Annotated in this window: 17 protein-coding genes; 2 read left to right on the forward strand and 15 right to left on the reverse strand. The window is 44.3% G+C overall.

Annotated features, from left to right (window positions below):
- Nucleotide 1: 1 nt before the first annotated feature.
- Nucleotides 2-778 (reverse strand): bifunctional 2-polyprenyl-6-hydroxyphenol methylase/3-demethylubiquinol 3-O-methyltransferase UbiG, encoded by a 777-nt coding sequence (gene ubiG / locus AB9H30_RS07050; protein ID WP_371193947.1) that lies wholly within the window; start codon nt 776-778, stop codon nt 2-4.
- 38 nt (nt 779-816) lie between these two features.
- Here ubiG and AB9H30_RS07055 point away from each other — a divergent pair, with 38 nt between their 5' ends.
- On the forward strand, nt 817-1,179 hold the full coding sequence (locus tag AB9H30_RS07055) for a DUF2237 family protein (protein ID WP_371193948.1): 363 nt from the start codon (nt 817-819) through the stop codon (nt 1,177-1,179).
- On the opposite strand, the gene AB9H30_RS07060 is transcribed toward AB9H30_RS07055, so the two are convergent.
- The 12 genes from AB9H30_RS07060 to AB9H30_RS07115 all read right to left on the reverse strand — a co-directional run bounded on the left by AB9H30_RS07060 (nt 1,176) and on the right by AB9H30_RS07115 (nt 14,471).
- Nucleotides 1,176-1,664, reverse strand: coding sequence for a DUF4112 domain-containing protein (locus AB9H30_RS07060; RefSeq protein ID WP_371193949.1), 489 nt, complete (start codon nt 1,662-1,664; stop codon nt 1,176-1,178). The genes AB9H30_RS07055 and AB9H30_RS07060 overlap by 4 nt on opposite strands.
- Nucleotides 1,661-2,740, reverse strand: coding sequence for a ferrochelatase (hemH, locus tag AB9H30_RS07065; protein WP_371193950.1), 1,080 nt, complete (start codon nt 2,738-2,740; stop codon nt 1,661-1,663). The genes AB9H30_RS07060 and hemH overlap by 4 nt, the downstream gene beginning before the upstream one ends.
- A 109-nt stretch (nt 2,741-2,849) precedes the next feature.
- Complete coding sequence (locus tag AB9H30_RS07070) at nt 2,850-4,457, reverse strand: AbgT family transporter (RefSeq protein WP_371193951.1); 1,608 nt, start codon at nt 4,455-4,457, stop codon at nt 2,850-2,852.
- A gap of 169 nt (nt 4,458-4,626) precedes the next feature.
- Nucleotides 4,627-5,508, reverse strand: coding sequence for a protease modulator HflC (gene hflC / locus AB9H30_RS07075; RefSeq protein WP_371193952.1), 882 nt, complete (start codon nt 5,506-5,508; stop codon nt 4,627-4,629).
- The gene (gene hflK, locus AB9H30_RS07080) at nt 5,508-6,668 is read right to left on the reverse strand and encodes an FtsH protease activity modulator HflK (protein ID WP_371193953.1); all 1,161 of its coding nucleotides are present in this window, start codon (nt 6,666-6,668) and stop codon (nt 5,508-5,510) included. Before hflK ends, hflC begins: the two co-directional genes overlap by 1 nt.
- Before the next feature lie 91 nt (nt 6,669-6,759).
- Nucleotides 6,760-8,046 carry a ribosome rescue GTPase HflX gene (gene hflX, locus AB9H30_RS07085; protein WP_371193954.1) on the reverse strand — a complete coding sequence of 429 codons (1,287 nt, stop codon included), beginning with the start codon at nt 8,044-8,046 and terminating at the stop codon, nt 6,760-6,762.
- Between the two features lie 14 nt (nt 8,047-8,060).
- The gene (gene hfq / locus AB9H30_RS07090; protein ID WP_371193955.1) at nt 8,061-8,306 is read right to left on the reverse strand and encodes an RNA chaperone Hfq; all 246 of its coding nucleotides are present in this window, start codon (nt 8,304-8,306) and stop codon (nt 8,061-8,063) included.
- A 65-nt stretch (nt 8,307-8,371) separates the two neighbouring features.
- Nucleotides 8,372-9,316, reverse strand: a complete 945-nt coding sequence (gene miaA, locus AB9H30_RS07095; protein WP_371193956.1) for a tRNA (adenosine(37)-N6)-dimethylallyltransferase MiaA — start codon at nt 9,314-9,316, stop codon at nt 8,372-8,374.
- Between the two features lies 1 nt (nt 9,317).
- Entirely contained in the window at nt 9,318-11,144 is a 1,827-nt protein-coding gene (gene mutL, locus AB9H30_RS07100; RefSeq protein ID WP_371193957.1) for a DNA mismatch repair endonuclease MutL, read from the reverse strand.
- A 1-nt stretch (nt 11,145) separates the two neighbouring features.
- Nucleotides 11,146-12,483: an N-acetylmuramoyl-L-alanine amidase gene (locus tag AB9H30_RS07105; RefSeq protein ID WP_371193958.1), complete on the reverse strand. Its 1,338-nt coding sequence runs from the start codon at nt 12,481-12,483 to the stop codon at nt 11,146-11,148.
- A gap of 21 nt (nt 12,484-12,504) precedes the next feature.
- Complete coding sequence (tsaE, locus tag AB9H30_RS07110) at nt 12,505-12,975, reverse strand: tRNA (adenosine(37)-N6)-threonylcarbamoyltransferase complex ATPase subunit type 1 TsaE (RefSeq protein ID WP_371193959.1); 471 nt, start codon at nt 12,973-12,975, stop codon at nt 12,505-12,507.
- On the reverse strand, nt 12,972-14,471 hold the full coding sequence (locus AB9H30_RS07115) for an NAD(P)H-hydrate dehydratase (protein WP_371193960.1): 1,500 nt from the start codon (nt 14,469-14,471) through the stop codon (nt 12,972-12,974). Before AB9H30_RS07115 ends, tsaE begins: the two co-directional genes overlap by 4 nt.
- Between AB9H30_RS07115 and queG the strand changes: the two genes are divergently transcribed.
- Nucleotides 14,470-15,642 (forward strand): tRNA epoxyqueuosine(34) reductase QueG, encoded by a 1,173-nt coding sequence (gene queG, locus AB9H30_RS07120; protein ID WP_371193961.1) that lies wholly within the window; start codon nt 14,470-14,472, stop codon nt 15,640-15,642. The genes AB9H30_RS07115 and queG overlap by 2 nt on opposite strands.
- Nucleotides 15,643-15,726: 84 nt before the next feature.
- Here the strand turns inward: queG and hemE are convergent, their stop codons facing one another.
- The gene (hemE, locus tag AB9H30_RS07125; protein WP_371193962.1) at nt 15,727-16,791 is read right to left on the reverse strand and encodes a uroporphyrinogen decarboxylase; all 1,065 of its coding nucleotides are present in this window, start codon (nt 16,789-16,791) and stop codon (nt 15,727-15,729) included.
- Nucleotides 16,792-16,844: 53 nt separating this feature from the next.
- Entirely contained in the window at nt 16,845-17,648 is an 804-nt protein-coding gene (gene nudC, locus AB9H30_RS07130) for an NAD(+) diphosphatase (protein ID WP_371193963.1), read from the reverse strand.
- Nucleotides 17,649-17,682 lie beyond the last annotated feature (34 nt).

Genomic DNA, 17,682 nt, shown 5'->3' on the forward strand with positions numbered 1-17,682 from the left:
CTTATTTAGGTGATAGTTTTCTATAAATTTGAATGTAGTTCACCGCAAGGCTCTTGCTTAGACGCCATTGCTTAGTGAAAGGGTTATAAACCATACCTTTTTCGTCAATTAACTGTAAACGATTGATAGAGGCCCAGCTGTTTAGCTCAATAGGTTTGATAAACATATGCCAGTTATGCGTACCGATGGGTAAATAGCGCATAATGTATTCTGCACCAACAATCCCAATTAAGTATGAGCGCAAGGTACGATTTAAAGTAGCGAATACCAAACAACCGCCCGGCTTTGTCAATTGACTGCACTCTTGCACCAACTCTTTGGGCATTGGCACATGTTCCACGACTTCAGCGTTGATCACCGCATCATATTGAATATTGTCTTTAAGCGCATGTTCAGCCAGCATATGGCGATATTCAATATCGAGCTTACTCTTGAGAGCATGACGGCGGGCAACTTGCACGCTCATTTCGCTCGCGTCAATACCTGTGACCCTCGCCCCTGCTTTAGCAAGTGCTTCACTGACTAAACCGCCGCCACTGCCTACATCGAGTATCGTGAGATCTTTGAGGCAGTCGATTGAATGATGGTTGCGGCCAAAATGCTTTGCTATCTGTTCGATAAAATATTCAGAACGGGCTTTATTAAAAATCAATGCAGTCTTGTATTTGCCGTTTGGATCCCACCAGTTTTCAGCGAGTTTGTCGAACTTAGCAATTTCTTCTGCAGAAATATTTTCCGTTTCTTTTGTCACTGAACTAAGCTGACTCTTATCTAACATCGTATACCCTCATAAGTATGTAATTTAAAAGGACCAACATGGCGAACGAAACCAACGTATTAGGCGACCCTTTGCAACTTTGCTGCGGCAACACTGGCTACACCCGAGAGGGCTTTTGCTATGTACCTAACAGTGACTATGGCAATCACAGTGTTTGTGCTGTGATGACCGACGAATTTTTGCAATATTCTAAAGCTTGCGGCAATGATTTAATCACCCCCAACCCGATGTATGACTTTAAAGGCCTTAAAGCGGGCGACCGCTGGTGCTTGTGCGCGAGTCGATGGTATCAAGCAATTGCTGCTAATGTTGCGCCTCCAGTCATCCTAGGAGCAACCAACAGCAAATCATTAGCGCTTATTCCATTAGAAGTACTACAAGAATATGCACTAAAAACCTAATGGCTGGTGTCGTCCTGATCAGACGGCACTTTTTGCTTATCTTCCCAATCTTTTACCATCTGAGCCCTCAAGGCATCGATTTTGTCTTTATTTTCTGAGACCCACCATTGTTCAATAATTCTGACATTGCGCTGATTAGCTTTAAAGAAAATATCGGCGATGTCTCCTAATATTGGCACAAAACCCAATAAAAAATCGATGAGGGAATTGCCTAACATCTTGATTTTTAATGCCTTCGGAACACCTAAAGAATGCCCTAACTGTATAATTCTAAAAGAAGCAAGCATCATAATAGGATCACCGATGACCGGAATCAGGCCCACCAAAAAATCCAAACCGACTTTAATCCCGATGAATGGAATGCGTACTGCGGTATCCAATAAGTTCGCAAGACCTTGCGCCTCTAAAAGGGCATCTGGCGCCTTTAAAGCTTCCGTCGTTTCGGCAAGAGGCTTTGCCTGAGTGGGCTGCAGATCCTGACTCATTTTTCTGAACCCAGTCCCTTTGCCAATTGCTCACGCTGCTGGTAGTCATCCCCAACTTTCCAGCCCTGCATATTGTCTACCAATAAGGTAAACAGCATGTCTAAATGCGCATCGTCGCTATTTAAGCATTCGATATATTCATAACGCTCTCCGCCAGCATGCATAAAATACTCACAATTTTCTTCGCCTATCTCTTCAATTGTCTCTAGACAATCAGAGGAAAACCCAGGGCAGACTACTTGCAAAGACTTCACACCTTGACTAGGCAGCTTCTTAAAGGTTTCGTCAGTATATGGCGTTAACCATTCCTCGCGTCCAAAGCGAGACTGAAATGTCGTCATGTACTCATCACTTTTAAGAGAGAGTTTTTCAGCAATTAATCGAGAAGTTTTGTGACACTCGCAGTGATAAGGGTCGCCGTTTTTCAAATATCGCTTAGGAATTCCGTGATAAGAAAATATCAACTTGTCAGCACGCCCATGTTTGTCCCAATGAGCCTGTATTTTGTCAGCCAAACAAGCAATATAATTGTCGTTATCGTGATAGTGGCTAACAAACCTAAAATCAGGCAACCAACGACGCTTGGTAAAATCTTCTGCCAAAGCATCAAAGGTTGAGCCGCTAGTAGACGCACAATATTGAGGATACAGTGGCAATAAAATAATCTTACGTGCACCTTGCGCCAGCAAACTCTCCACAGCGGTTGATACCGATGGCTCGCCGTAACGCATGGCAAACTCCACAACCACATCATCTCCATACTTTTCACTAAAGCGTTTTGCTAAGCCCTCAGCTTGATGCTTGGTATGAGTGAGTAGAGGTGAGCCTTCGTCTGTCCAAACGGTTTGATATGCCTTTGCCGAACGAGCGGGGCGAATGTTTAAAATGATAATATTCAAAACAAACCACCAAATTAGTTTTGGTACTTCAACTACTCGTGGATCAGACAAAAACTGTTTTAAATAGGGTCTAAGCGCCTGTTTAGTAGGAGCTTGTGGTGTGCCAAGATTACTAATCAACACTCCGATTTTGTCAGCTTGCACATGGGTAAAGGCTTCTTGCGAACGATACTTCATAGAATTATTAATGTTGTCTTTAGGGCGAATGTTTAAAAATACGTATTAACATTAGCTTTGGACTAGTCCAAAGCTAATTTCTATTTTTGCCACGATACAGTGGGCGCCTCTATGGCCCCGGAGAATAATACGTTGCTGCACCTGGCCCGACAGGTAAACCAAACAAAAACACCCAAACGTAAAATAGAATTGTCCACCCAACTATAAACACAAGTGAGTACGGTAACATCGTAGCGATGAGAGTCCCCATACCAAGATTCTTTTTGTACTTAGCAGCTATCGCGAGTATCAGGCCAAAATAGCTCATCATTGGAGAGATAACGTTGGTCACCGAATCTCCTATTCGATAAGCAGCCTGAATAAGCTCTGGCGCAAAACCAATTAGCATCAACATTGGAACAAAAATAGGGGCAGTTACCGCCCACTGCGCAGAGGCACTGCCTAGGGAAAGATTCACAATACCGCACATTAAAATGAAGAGAATGAAAACTTCGGGCCCATCAAAGCCTGTGGCCTGCAAAAATGCTGCGCCTTTAACCGCTAATACAGTGCCTAAATTGGTCCATTTAAAAAATGCCACAAACTGGGCTGCAAAAAACACTAGGGTAATATAAAGCCCCATCGAGCTCATACTTTTGGCCATAGCATCTATAACATCACGATCATTTTTCATGGTGCCGGCAATTCGCCCATATACAAAGCCCGGGATGGCAAAGGTAATGAAAATGAACGCTACGATACCGCGCAAGAACGGTGAGCCTGCGACTTCTCCGGTTTCTGGATGGCGTAAAATTCCGTTTTCAGGAACAATAGTAAAGGCCAGCAGAGCACACACTAAAACAAAGGTAAATCCTGCCCATTTCATCGCTTTTATTTCAACCGGGGTAGGTGCATCCATCTGCTGCTTACCTAAATCAATCGAGGCATCGTCTGGATTGTAGACACCCAATCGCGGCTCAACAATTTTTTCAGTTACAATCGCACCCATGATAGCCACAGCAAAAGTACTCACAAACATAAAATACCAATTCACTTCAGGGCCCACGACATATTCTGGGTCAATCATTCGAGAAGCATCTTGCGTAATCCCTGCCAGCAGAGGATCTACGGTTCCAAGTAATAGATTTGCACTGTATCCAGCCGAAACACCCGCAAAGGCGGCTGCAAGGCCCGCTAATGGGTGTCTTCCTAAAGAATGAAATATCATCGCCGCTAACGGGATCAGCACCACGTAGCCTAGCTCAGAAGCAGTGTTAGAGACGATACCAGCAAATACGATAACCACTGTTACAACTTGCTTAGACGCGTTCATCACCATGGAGCGCATTACCGTGCTTAATAAGCCTGAATGTTCTGCAACAGACACACCTAGCAAAGCAACCAACACTGTGCCTAAGGGCGCAAAACCAGTGAAGTTAGTGACCAAGCCAGTAACAATTCTTTGCAGGCCCTCAGCATTCATTAAAGAGATGACTTCGATAATGCCGTCAGCTTCACGCCCTTTAGCGCCGAGTGGGCGTGGGTCCATTACGCTAACATCGAAATAACCCAGAATGCCGCTGAGAAAAACGATAAAAAGCGCAAGGGAAGCAAATAGGGTAATTGGATGAGGCAGCAGATTGCCTAACCACTCAACGCCACTCAAAAATCGAGAAAACCAACCGCTGTTTGCGAGGTCGTTTTGAGTTGAAGATGATTGCGGAGTGTTAGAAGACAAAAGGTAGATCTCTTTATGTGTTGTTATTATGTTGTAAATATTACCTAAGTTCTGTCTAACTTTCATATTTAATTGCATATGGCGCTTTATTTACACTGATTCGAGCAAGAAATAGGCAATAAAAAAGCTGCTAAAAAGCAGCTTTTTCTAAGGTATAAAGTTATTGGGTTTATCTGACACCAGATTGATTATTCAAGTACCGGAAGAAATCACTGTCCGGCGAAATCACAATCACGTCTTGCTTGGTATTAAAGCTAGCTCGGTAGGCATCCATACTGCGCAAGAAACTGAAAAACTCCGGGTCTTTCGAATATGTTTGCGCATAGATTTGTGCCGCTTGTGCATCACCTTCACCGCGCAACTGTCTGGCGTTACGCTCTGCGTCTGCCAACATAACGGTGACTTTAGCGTCGACGTTTGCGCGAATAATTTCAGCTTGCTCCTGACCTTCTGAACGATACTCTCTAGCGGCAGCAGCACGCTCAGCACGCATACGTTCAAAGATTGAGTTACTGATTTCTTGCGGCAGGTTGATTTGCTTTACTCGGACATCAACAATCTGAACTCCCAGCTCATTCGAGCTACCTGATGCTTGGATCATTGCTTCATCCATCAATTCGCTTCTCTCACCCGATACAATCTGTTGTATGGTGCGAGAACCAAATTCTGAGCGCAGTCCATTGTTCACTTTTTGCTTCAATAAGATTTCAGCTTGTTCTTTGTTACCACCAGTTGACAGCCAGTAACGTCCAAAGTCCTCAATCTTCCATTTCACATATGAATCAACAATCAAATCTTCTTTTTCAACCGTAACGAAACGATCAGCGCGCTCATCGAGTGTTTGAATGCGTGCATCTAAACGCTGCACACGGTCAAAGAATGGGATCTTTAAATGCAAACCAGGCTCATACACCATTGTGCTTCCGTCGGCGTTCTGACCGACTTTACCAAAGGTAATGACTATTGCTCTAGTCCCTTCAGCAACCACAAAGATTGAACTAAAGCCCAAAACTGCCAGCACTACAATTAGTATAGCAACTATATTTTTCATTAGTTTCTCCCCTGCCTACCAGCATCGTTGCGCGAATTATTATTCAGCATAGGTGCAGCATTCGGGCTATTATTCACTCTATCTCGAATCTCTTCAAAACTAGTTGAGTTACGATTAATCGTTTGTCTTGAAGTATCGCGTTGATCCATGATCTTATCTAGTGGCAAGTACATGATATTTCCGCCGCCTTCAGTATCCACCATTATTTTACTAGTATTGCTAAAAACGCTTTCGATCGTTTCAAGATAGATACGCTGACGCGTTACTTCAGGCGCTGCAACATACTGAGGTAACAACTCTTCGAAGCGGGCAACTTCACCCTGAGCTTCTAAAATTGAACGTTCTTTATACGCTTGTGCCTCTTCGTTCATACGATTCACCCTACCGCGAGCTTCAGGTTCAATCGCTCTTTGATAGGCCTCAGCTTCTCGAATAAAACGTTGTTCATCTTCCTGTGCAGCGATCGCGTCATCGAAGGCCGCTCTTACTTGCTCAGGCGGGCGGGCATTCGTAAAGTTTAAATCAATAATATCCACACCCATGTTGTATGGAGTTATTATTCCTTGGAGTTCTTCAAGTACTCTCTGGCGAGCCACTTCACGACCTTCCGTCAACACATCATCCATTCTTGAATGACCCACCACGTAACGAATAGCACTATCGAAGGCTTGGCTTAAGCTTTGTTCTGGATTGACTACCGCAAACACCCACTGCTGAGGGTCAAATACGCGATATTGCACTTCCATTTCAACGCTTACCATATTTTCATCTTCAGTAAGCATCGAGCCAGAAGACCCTTGGTTGCGAATAGACTGAACATTAACCGGCAAAACTTGGTCGATAAACGTTAACTTCCACTGCAAGCCTGGCTGGGCAAGAGAATGGAATTCACCAAAACGTAATATCACTCCGCGTTCAGCTTCTTTTATTGTGTAAAAGCCACTGAGTACATAAATCACTATGGCCAAAATTGCCACAATACCAATACCTTTCCCAGTGAAGCTTGCGCCAGTGCCGCCGGAACCGCCGCCACCTTTGCCAAACTTACCAAAAAGGTTCTTCAATACATCGTCTAAATCAGGCGGGCCTTGATCTTTGCTGCCACGATTTTTCCACGGGTCGTTTTTCTTGTCATTACCACCCGGCTCATTCCAAGCCATACTCATACTCCGAAATTAAAGATACTAATTAATATACTAGTTCTAGCTACGAATAGTTTTGCTCTTCAGCAAATATATATTGTGCTTCGTTCTAATGAATGACAAATCCGCTAAGCTTATGTTCCACTTTTTTGTCAATTCTGTGCCAATCGGCGGTCAACATCTTAATATCAACAAGCCAATCACCCTGCTCTGAGTAGCTTTGTTCTGTTATGCAATTGAGCTCATACAGCATGCCTCGCAGTCTGCCTTCATCTGGCGGAATACGCAAAGTATGAGTCACCATTGACTTCCTTAGACACTCAGTGAGGGCTTTTTTTAATAAATCAATGCCTTGGCCCTTTTGGGCTGACAGCCAAACGCGAATTGGACGGCCTTCTTGGTCCCTGTCTATTTTTGGCTCAACGTTTTCCAAACAATCTATTTTGTTACAAATAATGAGCTGCGGTACTTCATGCGCCTCAATCTCGGTAAGAACCTCATTGACTTGTTCCATATTTTCTCGATATTGCGCGTCAGAATAGTCAACAACGTGCAACAACAGGTCTGCTTCTTGAGTTTCTTGTAAGGTTGCTTTAAACGCAGCCACTAAATCATGGGGAAGATGGCGAATAAAACCAACCGTATCGGCTAATATAGCAGAACCGACTTCTGCCAATTCTACTTTACGTAAAGTCGGGTCCAAAGTCGCAAATAGTTGGTCTGCAGCATATACCCCAGCATCAGTGATGGTGTTGAACAAGGTAGATTTGCCCGCGTTAGTATATCCGACTAAAGATACCGTTGGAATTTCCGCTCTTTTACGAGAGCGACGACCTTGCTCTCGCTGCTTTTGGACTTTTTCTAAGCGCTTCAAGATAGCTTTGATGCGACCACGCAATAACCTGCGGTCGGTTTCTAACTGAGTTTCACCCGGTCCACGAAGCCCAATACCGCCTTTTTGGCGCTCTAAATGTGTCCAGCCTCTGATTAGACGAGTGGAGATGTGTTTTAACTGCGCCAGCTCAACTTGCAATTTACCCTCGTGGGTGCGCGCTCTTTGAGCAAATATGTCTAATATCAAACTGGTACGATCCAATACCCGACATTGAATTAACGCTTCTAAATTTCGTTCTTGGGAAGGAGACAGTGAATGGTTGAAAATAACCACGTCAGCCTGCAAGCCTTTTACGGTTTCAGCTATTTCTTCTGCTTTTCCTGAACCGATAAAATATTTAGCTTGCGGGGCACTTCGAGAGGCGGTAATCACACCGGCTTGGTTTACACCAGCAGACGCCACCAGCATTTGTAATTCTTGAAAGTCTTCTTTGTTTTGTTCGTCTGAAAAATCAATATGTACTAGTACGGCATTTTCGCCGGCTTCAAAACGGTCAAACAAATAAATACTCCAATTTAGTCTTGAGAGTCGCCATCGCCATGGTTAGTGGGCATTGTAAACGCACGTGCGGGCACGACAGTCGAAATAGCGTGTTTGTAAACCATTTGGCTTACGGTATTTTTTAGCAATACTACGAATTGGTCAAAAGATTCGACTTGGCCTTGTAGCTTAATGCCATTTACCAGATATATTGAGACCGGAATGCGCTCTTTTCTAAGAGCGTTTAAAAATGGGTCTTGTAGAGACTGACCTTTAGCCATTAGACATCCTTAATTATTATTATAATGTTGCGTTACTCATGTCTGGTCGCCCAGTGTACATCATATTATTGGCGAGTAACACATACTTTTTGCATCACTCTTTGCAAATTATTGTCTTCATTTATGTCCAGCCATTCGGTGTTTTCCCAGCCTCTAAGCCATGTGATTTGTCGCTTAGCTAGCTGACGAGTTGCTGCTATTCCTTTTTCAACCATAGTGTCATAGTCAATATCTTTTGCTAGATACTCAAACACTTGACGATATCCTACACTACGCATAGAAGGCAAATCTGGATTGATTGTGTAATTAGAAATAATCTCTTGCACCTCATCAATCAAACCTGCATCGAGCATTGTTTTAAATCTTTTTTCTATTCTGCTGTGCAGTAATGCTCGGTCTTCTGTCATCAGCGCAAAGTTAAAAAAATCATAGCTTGGCATAGGTTTTTTTTCTGCTTTCCATGCCGACAGTGTTTTGCCTGTGCTTTTAAATACTTCTAACGCGCGCGTTACTCGCTGAGGATCATTTGGGTGAATTTTATCTGCGCTTGCAGGGTCTACTTCTTGAAGCTGTTGATGCAGCCACGCTGAACCGTGCTTTGTAATTTGCTCTGCAATAATAGCTCTAACATCATGATCAGCAGCCGGAATCTCTGAAATACCATGATGCAGCGCATTAAAATACATCATCGTTCCACCAGCCAATATGGGGATCTTCCCACGCTCAAGAATATCCTCAATACAAACGGACGCGTCTCGGATAAAGTCTGCAACTGAGTAGCTTTGCTCGGGGTTAAGAATATCAATTAAATGATGCACAATCCCCTGCTTTTCTTTTTCAGTAGGTTTTGCCGTACCGATGTTCATATCGGTATATATTAAGGCTGAATCGACACTGACTACTTCGCCATGAATCGCTTTCGCTAACTCTACCGCAAGCGCCGTCTTGCCGCTTGCGGTAGGACCCATAATACAAACAACTGGTTTTGAAAGTATTGGGTCACTGGTCATGCTATTTTCGCTCCATCGTTGACACTAAGGTCTGTTCACTAAGCTTATGACCACCGACTTTTATTGCATCATCTAAACGCTTACTATCCAGTCGAGATATCATACTCTGGATACTTTGCGGGCTCAATTGTGCAATCTCTAAATAGTACTGAGCAATCAGCTCAATGCACTCAGACTCAGAGCTTAGCGCCGTTGTTTGCTCCAGTATGCGCGCAAATATATGAGCCCATGGCAATGCACGAATAGCACTTGGGACCTGCTTCAAAATATACTTTTGATGACGGCTCTCAATAATGCACCCAATTGCTTGAAGTTGGCTAAGCACGGTTTTTTGTAAAACTGCTTTTTGGCATACCGAGACAGGCATTAGCAGCGGCTGACTTGTGCTGGCATTCGCAATTTCTATCTCAAATCCAAGTGCGATTATTTTCACTAGCGGCAGCGCAATGACATCTTCGTTTTGTTGCAACAACAAATAGCTGCCCAAGCGAACATACTGAGTATTGCCTGAAGCGCTAGTATCATTCTGCATTAGCTCCTGATAAAGCTTACCGGCTTCAGCAATATTTGCTTGGGCAGAAGGGTGGAAATGCGTGGTATTGCGGCCTCTTGTTACCGCACTAGCCGACGTCGAATTAAGACGAGGCGAAGCAGTGTCAGCCAAATGAGCAGAATGCGTCGCCGCTTTATCTGCCTGCAGCGGCCGAATATAATCATGCCCCACAGATTGTTCTGAACTACGGGCCGAAAGTGAAAATGATTCAGGCGTCGAGCTCGTGACATCTTGTTTATCAAGCTGGCCTTGCTCAGCTAAGGCCTGAGCACTCACAATCGCCTGACTAATCGCTTGAAAAATCACGTCATGGACTTGCCTAGCATGATGAAATCGCACCTCATGTTTAGCAGGATGCACATTGATATCCATATCTTGGGGAGGAAGCGATAAAAACAACACATAAGCCGGGTACTGGTTGTCTGGCAACATTCCTTCATAGGCTTGACGAATCGCATGTAAAACCAACTTGTCCCGGATCATGCGACAATTAACAAAAATATACTGCTGTTCGGTGGTCGGCCACCCCTCACCTATTTTTGAACACCAGCCAGTTAGACGCATATTTTCATGTTGATAATTAATTGCTGTTGATTGCTGCAAATACGCGGCGCCGCAAACTGCCTTGACTCTTGAGATTAAATCGCCGGCACGCCACTTATGCACAAGCTTACCGTTATGTGTGAGCGAAAAAGCGATGTTTGGATGCGCTAAAGCAATCCGCCGAACAATCGTTTCAATATGTTGAAACTCGGTCTTTTGTGCACGCAAAAATTTTCGTCTAGCGGGGGTATTAAAAAATAAATCTATCACTTCTATTGAAGTACCATGGGGGTGCGCCGCTGGGCTTAGGGTCACGTCCATATCAATGCCCTGGGCCTTAGCTTGCCATGCTTGAGCTTGATCCTGTGGCCGAGAGGTCAAGGTTAAACGACTGACCGAACTAATACTTGCTAAGGCCTCCCCGCGAAAGCCCATACTGTTGATACACTCTAAATCGTCAATATCTCTAATCTTACTAGTGGCGTGGCGGCTTAACGCGAGCACCAACTGATCTTGGGCAATACCCGAGCCACTATCTCGGATTAATATGCGCTTGTGGCCACCCTGCTCTATTTCTACATGAATACTGTCGGCCTTAGCATCAATACTGTTTTCGATCAGTTCTTTAACTACTGATGCGGGTCGCTCAACAACCTCACCGGCAGCAATTTGGTTGGCAAGCTGCGGGGGCAGTAGTTGAATCTTTGATGCAATGTAAGAGTCGTCGGACATACTAAGAACTAGGAATAGTTAGCAACTGACCGATTTTGACCATATCAGAAGAAAGGTTATTTTCAGATTTTAATTTACTAACTGTAACGCCGTATCGCTGCGCCAATAACGACAGCGACTCGCCGCTTGCCACACGATGTTGCTGGGGAGCATTCTGTTTCCATTGTGCCCAAAGTGTACCGTCAGGAGGAGTCTTTTTAAAAAACGCAGTAATTGACCTAAACATCGCGTCGGCAAGCCGCTCTCGATGTTCTTTCCAATTTAGATTTTTCTCTTCCTGAGGGTTCGAAATAAATCCTACCTCAACTAAAATTGATGGCGTCTCCGGAGCAGTCAATACCGCCAAACTTGCGCTCTGCGGGACCTTTTTGTGCATTTTGGTAACGCCTTTCATTTCATTGATCATTTTATTACTTAATTCATAACTGCTGGCCCTGAACAGGTCCATCGACATATTTAATATGGTTTCGGCAAAATAACGTTCAGTATCCCGATCCTCAATCACTTCTGCCGCTGGTCCCAGCAATTCTGAGCTTCGTTCAGTTTGTTCCAGCAATCGACCTAATTCACTGTCAGCTCGACCCTTTGATAATACCCAAACTGAACCGCCTCTTGGTTGCGGCGTGGTAAATGCATCGGCGTGAATAGAAATTAATAAATCAGCGTTTGCCTGCACTGCAATCCTTGGACGAGCGTTTGGAGAGATGTAATAGTCTCCATCGCGAGTCATAATCGCGCGCATTCCTGGCTCATTGTTAATTTTGGTTTCGAGCATTTTGGCAATACTTAAGGTAATACGTTTTTCGTAGGTACCTGCTGGTCCGATTGAGCCTGGATCGACACCTCCATGACCTGCATCTACTACAATAATAATATCTTTGTCGCGATCTGGCCCGGCAGTATTCACCGGTGTTGTGTCGGCGATATATGTCGGATCCACCAGCTCAATAACTAAACGATACGAGGCGTCAGGCGACGCAGGTAAAGTAAAAATAGTAGGGGTAAGTTGTTTACTCATTTCAATGACTAAGCGAGTGTCTTGCTTAGTTTTCGGTGTGGAATGGCGTACTTTGGTGACGGCTTTAGATGAGAGCTGTAAATTATCAAATGAGTAGCGTTTACCCACACCACTCAAATCCAATACCAGCCGATTCGGGCCGCTCAGAGTAAAGTACGTAAATGTTGGTTCGGATTCAAACTCAAGGACTAAGCGGCTGGTGTCACCCGCTTGATTAAAGCGAGCCTGTTGAATTTGATTGGCAAATGCAAGGGTCGAAAAATTAAGTGCCAATAACAGGCACAGACATATTCGCAATGGATGTTTGCATTTTAAATTCATCGCTTGCGTAAATACTCCACGTTACTTCATGCTTTCTAACCAAGCATTGGCTCGGTCAGACCTTGACTCTAATATAAAGTGTCGACCTTCATTTTCATAGCTAATCTTGATTTCAAGATCAGCATTGGGCAAAAGACCAAAGCCTTTTTCTGGCCACTCTATCAAACAAAACGTATTTTCGTTGAAATAATCTCGGATGCCCATGAATTCTAACTCTTCTGGATCAGCCAGACGATACAAATCAAAATGAAATACATCAAGCCCGTTTATTTGATAGGGCTCAACTAGCGTATACGTCGGGCTTTTTACACTACCGACATGCCCAAGAGCATGCAAAAGTTCTCGACTAAAGGTAGTTTTACCTGCCCCTAAATCGCCTTCTAGGTAAATAATCGTACCGCCGACTTCTGCCGACATAAGGACTGCAGCGAGCCCTTTGGCAAGTTGACGGGTTGCAGTTTCATCGACACACGACCGTTGTATTTGCGTCATTCGTTTATTAATACTCTAACAGTTTCAAATAAGTCACTGGCCAACAGACCACGTTGACCATATTTTTGTGCGACGATATCGCCAGCTTTAGCGTGCAAAGACACGCCAAACTGGCAGGCAATATCTTTATCTAAACCTTGGGCAACCAAAGCGCCTAATATACCGCTCAACACGTCGCCCATGCCGGCGGTCGCCATTCCAGGATTGCCATGTCGACACACCCATGAGTGCTTTTGGTTATCAATAATACTGCCAGCACCTTTTAACACACATGTTGCATTGTAACGTTGCGCGCACTGCCTCGCATAGTTAAAGCGATTTGACTCAATATCTTCGATAGATACATGCAGTAAACGCGACGCTTCTCCTGAGTGAGGCGTAATAATGCAATCAGGTAGTGCAACAAACGTTGTATTCACTGCTTTTAAATTCAACGCATCTGCATCCACTACTATCGGTTTAGGATGTTGCTGGCAATATTCCATCACCGTATCGAAGACGTTTTTAGCCCATTCATCGGTGCCTAAACCCGGGCCAATAACAACCGACGTCGCCCACTCCAAGGCAGATTCTAGACCATCGCTAATGACCATTAGTTCCGGTCTACCCGAACTAATTTGTATCTTAGAGTCAGCATGAGCAAACACTTTTACCATGCCTGCACCGCTTCGCAAAGCCGCTTCAGAAGCCAAACGTATCGCGCCAGGCATGCCTGAGTTACCGCCTATACAGAGCAGTCTGCCATGATTGCCTTTGTGAGAATTAACCGGCCTAGGCGCAAGCCCTCGAAAATGTTTAATGTCTAGCGCCGTGGCATCGCTTCGAGCAATATCGCTAAACGTCTTGCCTATTCCTAAATCATCAAAAACTAGCTTGCCACAGCACTGTTTACCTGCGCCTGTAGTCAAGCCCAGTTTTATGCCAACAAACGTTACGGTAACGTCAGCTTGAATGCTGTATCCAAGGGATGCGCCAGTATCACCACATAAACCACTTGGAATATCGATACTGACCACCGGTAGCAATGAGTTATTTACCGCTGTTATTACTTTAGCAAACTCGCTTCTTACTACGCCGTTAATTCCAGTACCGAGTAAAGCATCAATCACAACTTCTGCCTGGTCTAGCTTTTCTTCAGAAAAAGCCTCAATTTTACCGCCAGACTGCAACCACGCGTCGCGCGCTTTTGCCACATTGCCTTTCGTTTCACGTTCGGGCTCTACTGCACAAAGCGTGACATTTTTACCTGCTTTAGTAGCTGCTAAGGCAGTTATGTAACCGTCACCTGCATTATGTCCGATACCAACGAGCACCAAATAATTTTCAATATTAGGCAGTAACAATACCGACTGTTTAAATACAGCTTCACCAGCCTGCTGCATCAAGCTAAACAATTCAATACCGCATTGCTCAGCTGCACGCTCCTCATACTGGCGGACTTGATCTGCCCGATACAGTTTTTGTGTTAAACTTGGGCTATTATTTCTTTCCAACATGAGTTTAGGTCCTTACGTGCAGTCTATGGATTTCAAAAGTCTAGCAAACCATATCAAGGCTTGGGGGAAATCGCTAGGATTTCAACAAGTTGGTATCGCTGATATTGATTTGTCTCAACATAAACAGGCACTACTTGATTGGATTGATCAAGGATACCACGGTCAGATGTCGTTTTTTGAGCGAAATATTGAAAAACGCCTGCATCCCGACCAATTGCTGCCCGGCACTTTGCGAGTGATCAGCGTGCGCATGGACTACCTTCCAGAAGACGCGGCTTTTGCGAGCACCCTAGAAAATACAAATAAAGCCTATATCAGCCGCTATGCCCTTGGCAGAGACTATCATAAGGTGATGCGTAAGCGTTTAAAGCAATTGGCAGAAAAAATTAGCGCTGCATGCGAAGGTTTACAGTATCGCCCTTTTGTTGATTCGGCTCCTGTATTAGAACACGCAATAGCGGAAAAAGCTGGGATTGGATGGACAGGTAAGCATTCACTAACTTTAAATAAAGACGCTGGCTCTTGGTTTTTCCTAGGAGAGCTTTTTATTAATATCCCCCTGCCGATAGACACGCCAGTAGAGCACCTATGCGGAACCTGCAGCGCGTGTATATCGATATGCCCGACCAAGGCAATCGTGGCGCCCTATAAAGTGGATGCCAATCGCTGTATTTCTTATCTTACAATTGAGCATGAGGGGGCTATCGCCGAAGAGTTTCGTAAACCAATGGGTAATCGTATTTATGGATGTGACGATTGCCAATTGACCTGCCCTTTCAACCGCGAAGCTGACATTACTAAAGAAGACGACTTCAAACCGCGAAGTGAGTTGCTAAAAGGCGATTTACTGAGCTTATTCTCATGGAATGAACAGGAATTTTTATGCAACACTGAAGGCTCAGCTATACGCCGCATTGGTATAAAAAAGTGGCACAGAAACATATCTGTCGCTTTAGGCAACGCGCCGTTTTCGCCAAGCATCATAAGCGCTTTAGAAAAGGCGCTTATGGCTGAAAGCGATAATGACTTACAAGATCATTTTGAGTGGGCTTTAGAACAACAGCGCGGTAAACAGAAGCTCTATGAAAAAAGTATTGATGTCATTGACCTAACTCGCCAACAAGCGCGCTTGGTTAGAGTGGTCAAAAAAGGATTACCCAGAGATGCATAAATAACCAGACCGCTGAGAGAGACTCGCGATAAGAAAAAGCAATCACTACTCTTTCTTTTCGCTTGCATCAGTAGCATGGTAAATTTATTCGTGATACTGCTTAGAAAACTTATGCACCGCTTCCACAAAGTGGCCAGCATTCTCAGGTGGTACATCTAAATGAATGCCGTGGCCCAAGTTAAACACATGCCCTTCACCCTTGCCAAAACCGGCGAGAATGTCTGATACCTCTTGCTCAATTCGCTCTTTTGGGGCGTATAAGATAGATGGGTCCATATTACCTTGCAATGCTACCTTATCGCCCACTCGTGCTTTTGCATCGGCAATATTGATGGTCCAGTCTAAACCAATACCGTCACAACCTGTGGCTGCGATCGCTTCAAGCCATTGACCGCCATTTTTTGTAAATAGAGTTACTGGAATTTTCTGGCCGTCATACTCGCGAGTCAATCCTGCGACAATTTTTTCCATATATTGCAAAGAAAATAACTGATAATCACGCGGTGATAGCACGCCGCCCCAAGTATCAAAAACCATGACCGATTGCGCACCTGCAGCAATTTGTGCGTTTAAGTAAGAAATCACCGAATCGGCGAGCTTGTCGAGCAGCAAGTGCATCGTTTGCGGCTCGCTAAAAGCCATCTTTTTGATTTTTGTAAACGCTTTGCTCGAGCCACCTTCCACCATATAGGTAGCGAGTGTCCAAGGACTGCCTGAAAATCCGATCAGCGGGACTTCGCCTTTCAAATTTTTACGAATGGTACGAACCGCGTTCATCACATAGCCCAGTTCATCTTCTGGGTCGGGTACGGGTAATTTTTCTACGTCGCGATGTGAAGTGATCGGATGCTTAAATTTGGGGCCTTCTCCCGCTTCAAAATACAAACCTAAACCCATAGCGTCAGGGATAGTTAATATGTCTGAAAACAATATGGCAGCGTCTAGCTTGAAGCGACGAAGAGGCTGTAAAGTGACCTCACAAGCCAGCTCAGGGTTGGTACACAAAGCCATGAAATCGCCGGCTTCAGCGCGAGTTGCTTTATATTCAGGCAAGTAGCGCCCAGCTTGACGCATCATCCAAACTGGCGTGACGTCAACCGGCTTTCTCAAAAGGGCTCGAATGTATCGGTCGTTTTTTAAGTGACTCATTGGACTCTCTTTTCTTTTATAATATGGTACAAAAACTCAGGCGCAAGAATACGCTAATTTGCTTTTTCTTGCCTTATTCTTTTTACAGTTTCTTCGATTAATCGGCCCGCGATAGATAGCTTTGGGGGGATATTTGGCAGGTCGTCAATATCAAACCAATCTGCGCTCAATATTTCCTTTTCTTCAAGCACTAAATCACCTCCCGCATAATCGGCCAAATAGCCAACCATTAAAGAATGTGGGAATGGCCAAGGCTGACTGCCAAAATATTCAATATTCTTAACGTCAATTCCAACCTCTTCTTTTACTTCACGATGCACTGCAGTTTCTAATGACTCGGCACTTTCTACAAAGCCAGCTAGAGTAGAGAAAAAACCAGAACTTTGGTGTCTAACACCTTGCGCCAGTAAAATTTTATCACCTTTGCGAACAGAAACGATAATGCATGGCGAGACGCGCGGATAAACTCGATGCTGACAGCGATGACAGTGCATAGCCATTTCCCACTGCACTTGCTGCATGCCACTGCCACAGCGTCCGCAATATTTATGATGGCGTAAAAAAATCGCATATTGCCAAGCTTGTGCAACATGAGCAAACTCTTCAATGCTCAACATGCCAAGGGCTTCGCGCAAAGACAGCATATGATAATCATCACTTACAAATTGTTCTTTTTGCATGTCGATCAAAATATGTTCACCGTAAGTCGACTCGGTAATCTTTAAACCTTGCGAAAGGTAGTTAGAAAAGTCATCCACATTGATTTGCTGTAGCTTCTCTAATGAGGCACTCAAATTAGAATCCTTGGGCACTAACAAGCGATTATTAGAAAATATAAAATGTAGCTTTTGTAGCATTACGCACTCTTTTAATTACTCGACCCCTAATAGG

Origin of the sequence: Glaciecola sp. SC05 (assembly GCF_041380235.1) — a bacterium.
Lineage (GTDB): Bacteria > Pseudomonadota > Gammaproteobacteria > Enterobacterales > Alteromonadaceae > Glaciecola.

Excerpts from the sequence above, each read along its gene's own strand:
- hemH (WP_371193950.1), bottom strand. The coding sequence starts at position 2,740 with ATGAAGTATCGTTCGCAAGAAGCCTTTACCCATGTGCAAGCTGACAAA.
- hemE (WP_371193962.1), bottom strand. The coding sequence starts at position 16,791 with ATGAGTCACTTAAAAAACGACCGATACATTCGAGCCCTTTTGAGAAAG.
- ubiG (WP_371193947.1), bottom strand. The coding sequence starts at position 778 with ATGTTAGATAAGAGTCAGCTTAGTTCAGTGACAAAAGAAACGGAAAAT.
- hfq (WP_371193955.1), bottom strand. The coding sequence starts at position 8,306 with ATGGCTAAAGGTCAGTCTCTACAAGACCCATTTTTAAACGCTCTTAGA.
- AB9H30_RS07105 (WP_371193958.1), bottom strand. The coding sequence starts at position 12,483 with ATGAATTTAAAATGCAAACATCCATTGCGAATATGTCTGTGCCTGTTA.
- mutL (WP_371193957.1), bottom strand. The coding sequence starts at position 11,144 with ATGTCCGACGACTCTTACATTGCATCAAAGATTCAACTACTGCCCCCG.
- AB9H30_RS07115 (WP_371193960.1), bottom strand. The coding sequence starts at position 14,471 with ATGTTGGAAAGAAATAATAGCCCAAGTTTAACACAAAAACTGTATCGG.
- nudC (WP_371193963.1), bottom strand. The coding sequence starts at position 17,648 with ATGCTACAAAAGCTACATTTTATATTTTCTAATAATCGCTTGTTAGTG.
- tsaE (WP_371193959.1), bottom strand. The coding sequence starts at position 12,975 with ATGACGCAAATACAACGGTCGTGTGTCGATGAAACTGCAACCCGTCAA.
- hflC (WP_371193952.1), bottom strand. The coding sequence starts at position 5,508 with ATGAAAAATATAGTTGCTATACTAATTGTAGTGCTGGCAGTTTTGGGC.
- AB9H30_RS07055 (WP_371193948.1), top strand. The coding sequence starts at position 817 with ATGGCGAACGAAACCAACGTATTAGGCGACCCTTTGCAACTTTGCTGC.
- AB9H30_RS07060 (WP_371193949.1), bottom strand. The coding sequence starts at position 1,664 with ATGAGTCAGGATCTGCAGCCCACTCAGGCAAAGCCTCTTGCCGAAACG.
- hflK (WP_371193953.1), bottom strand. The coding sequence starts at position 6,668 with ATGGCTTGGAATGAGCCGGGTGGTAATGACAAGAAAAACGACCCGTGG.
- miaA (WP_371193956.1), bottom strand. The coding sequence starts at position 9,316 with ATGACCAGTGACCCAATACTTTCAAAACCAGTTGTTTGTATTATGGGT.
- queG (WP_371193961.1), top strand. The coding sequence starts at position 14,470 with ATGAGTTTAGGTCCTTACGTGCAGTCTATGGATTTCAAAAGTCTAGCA.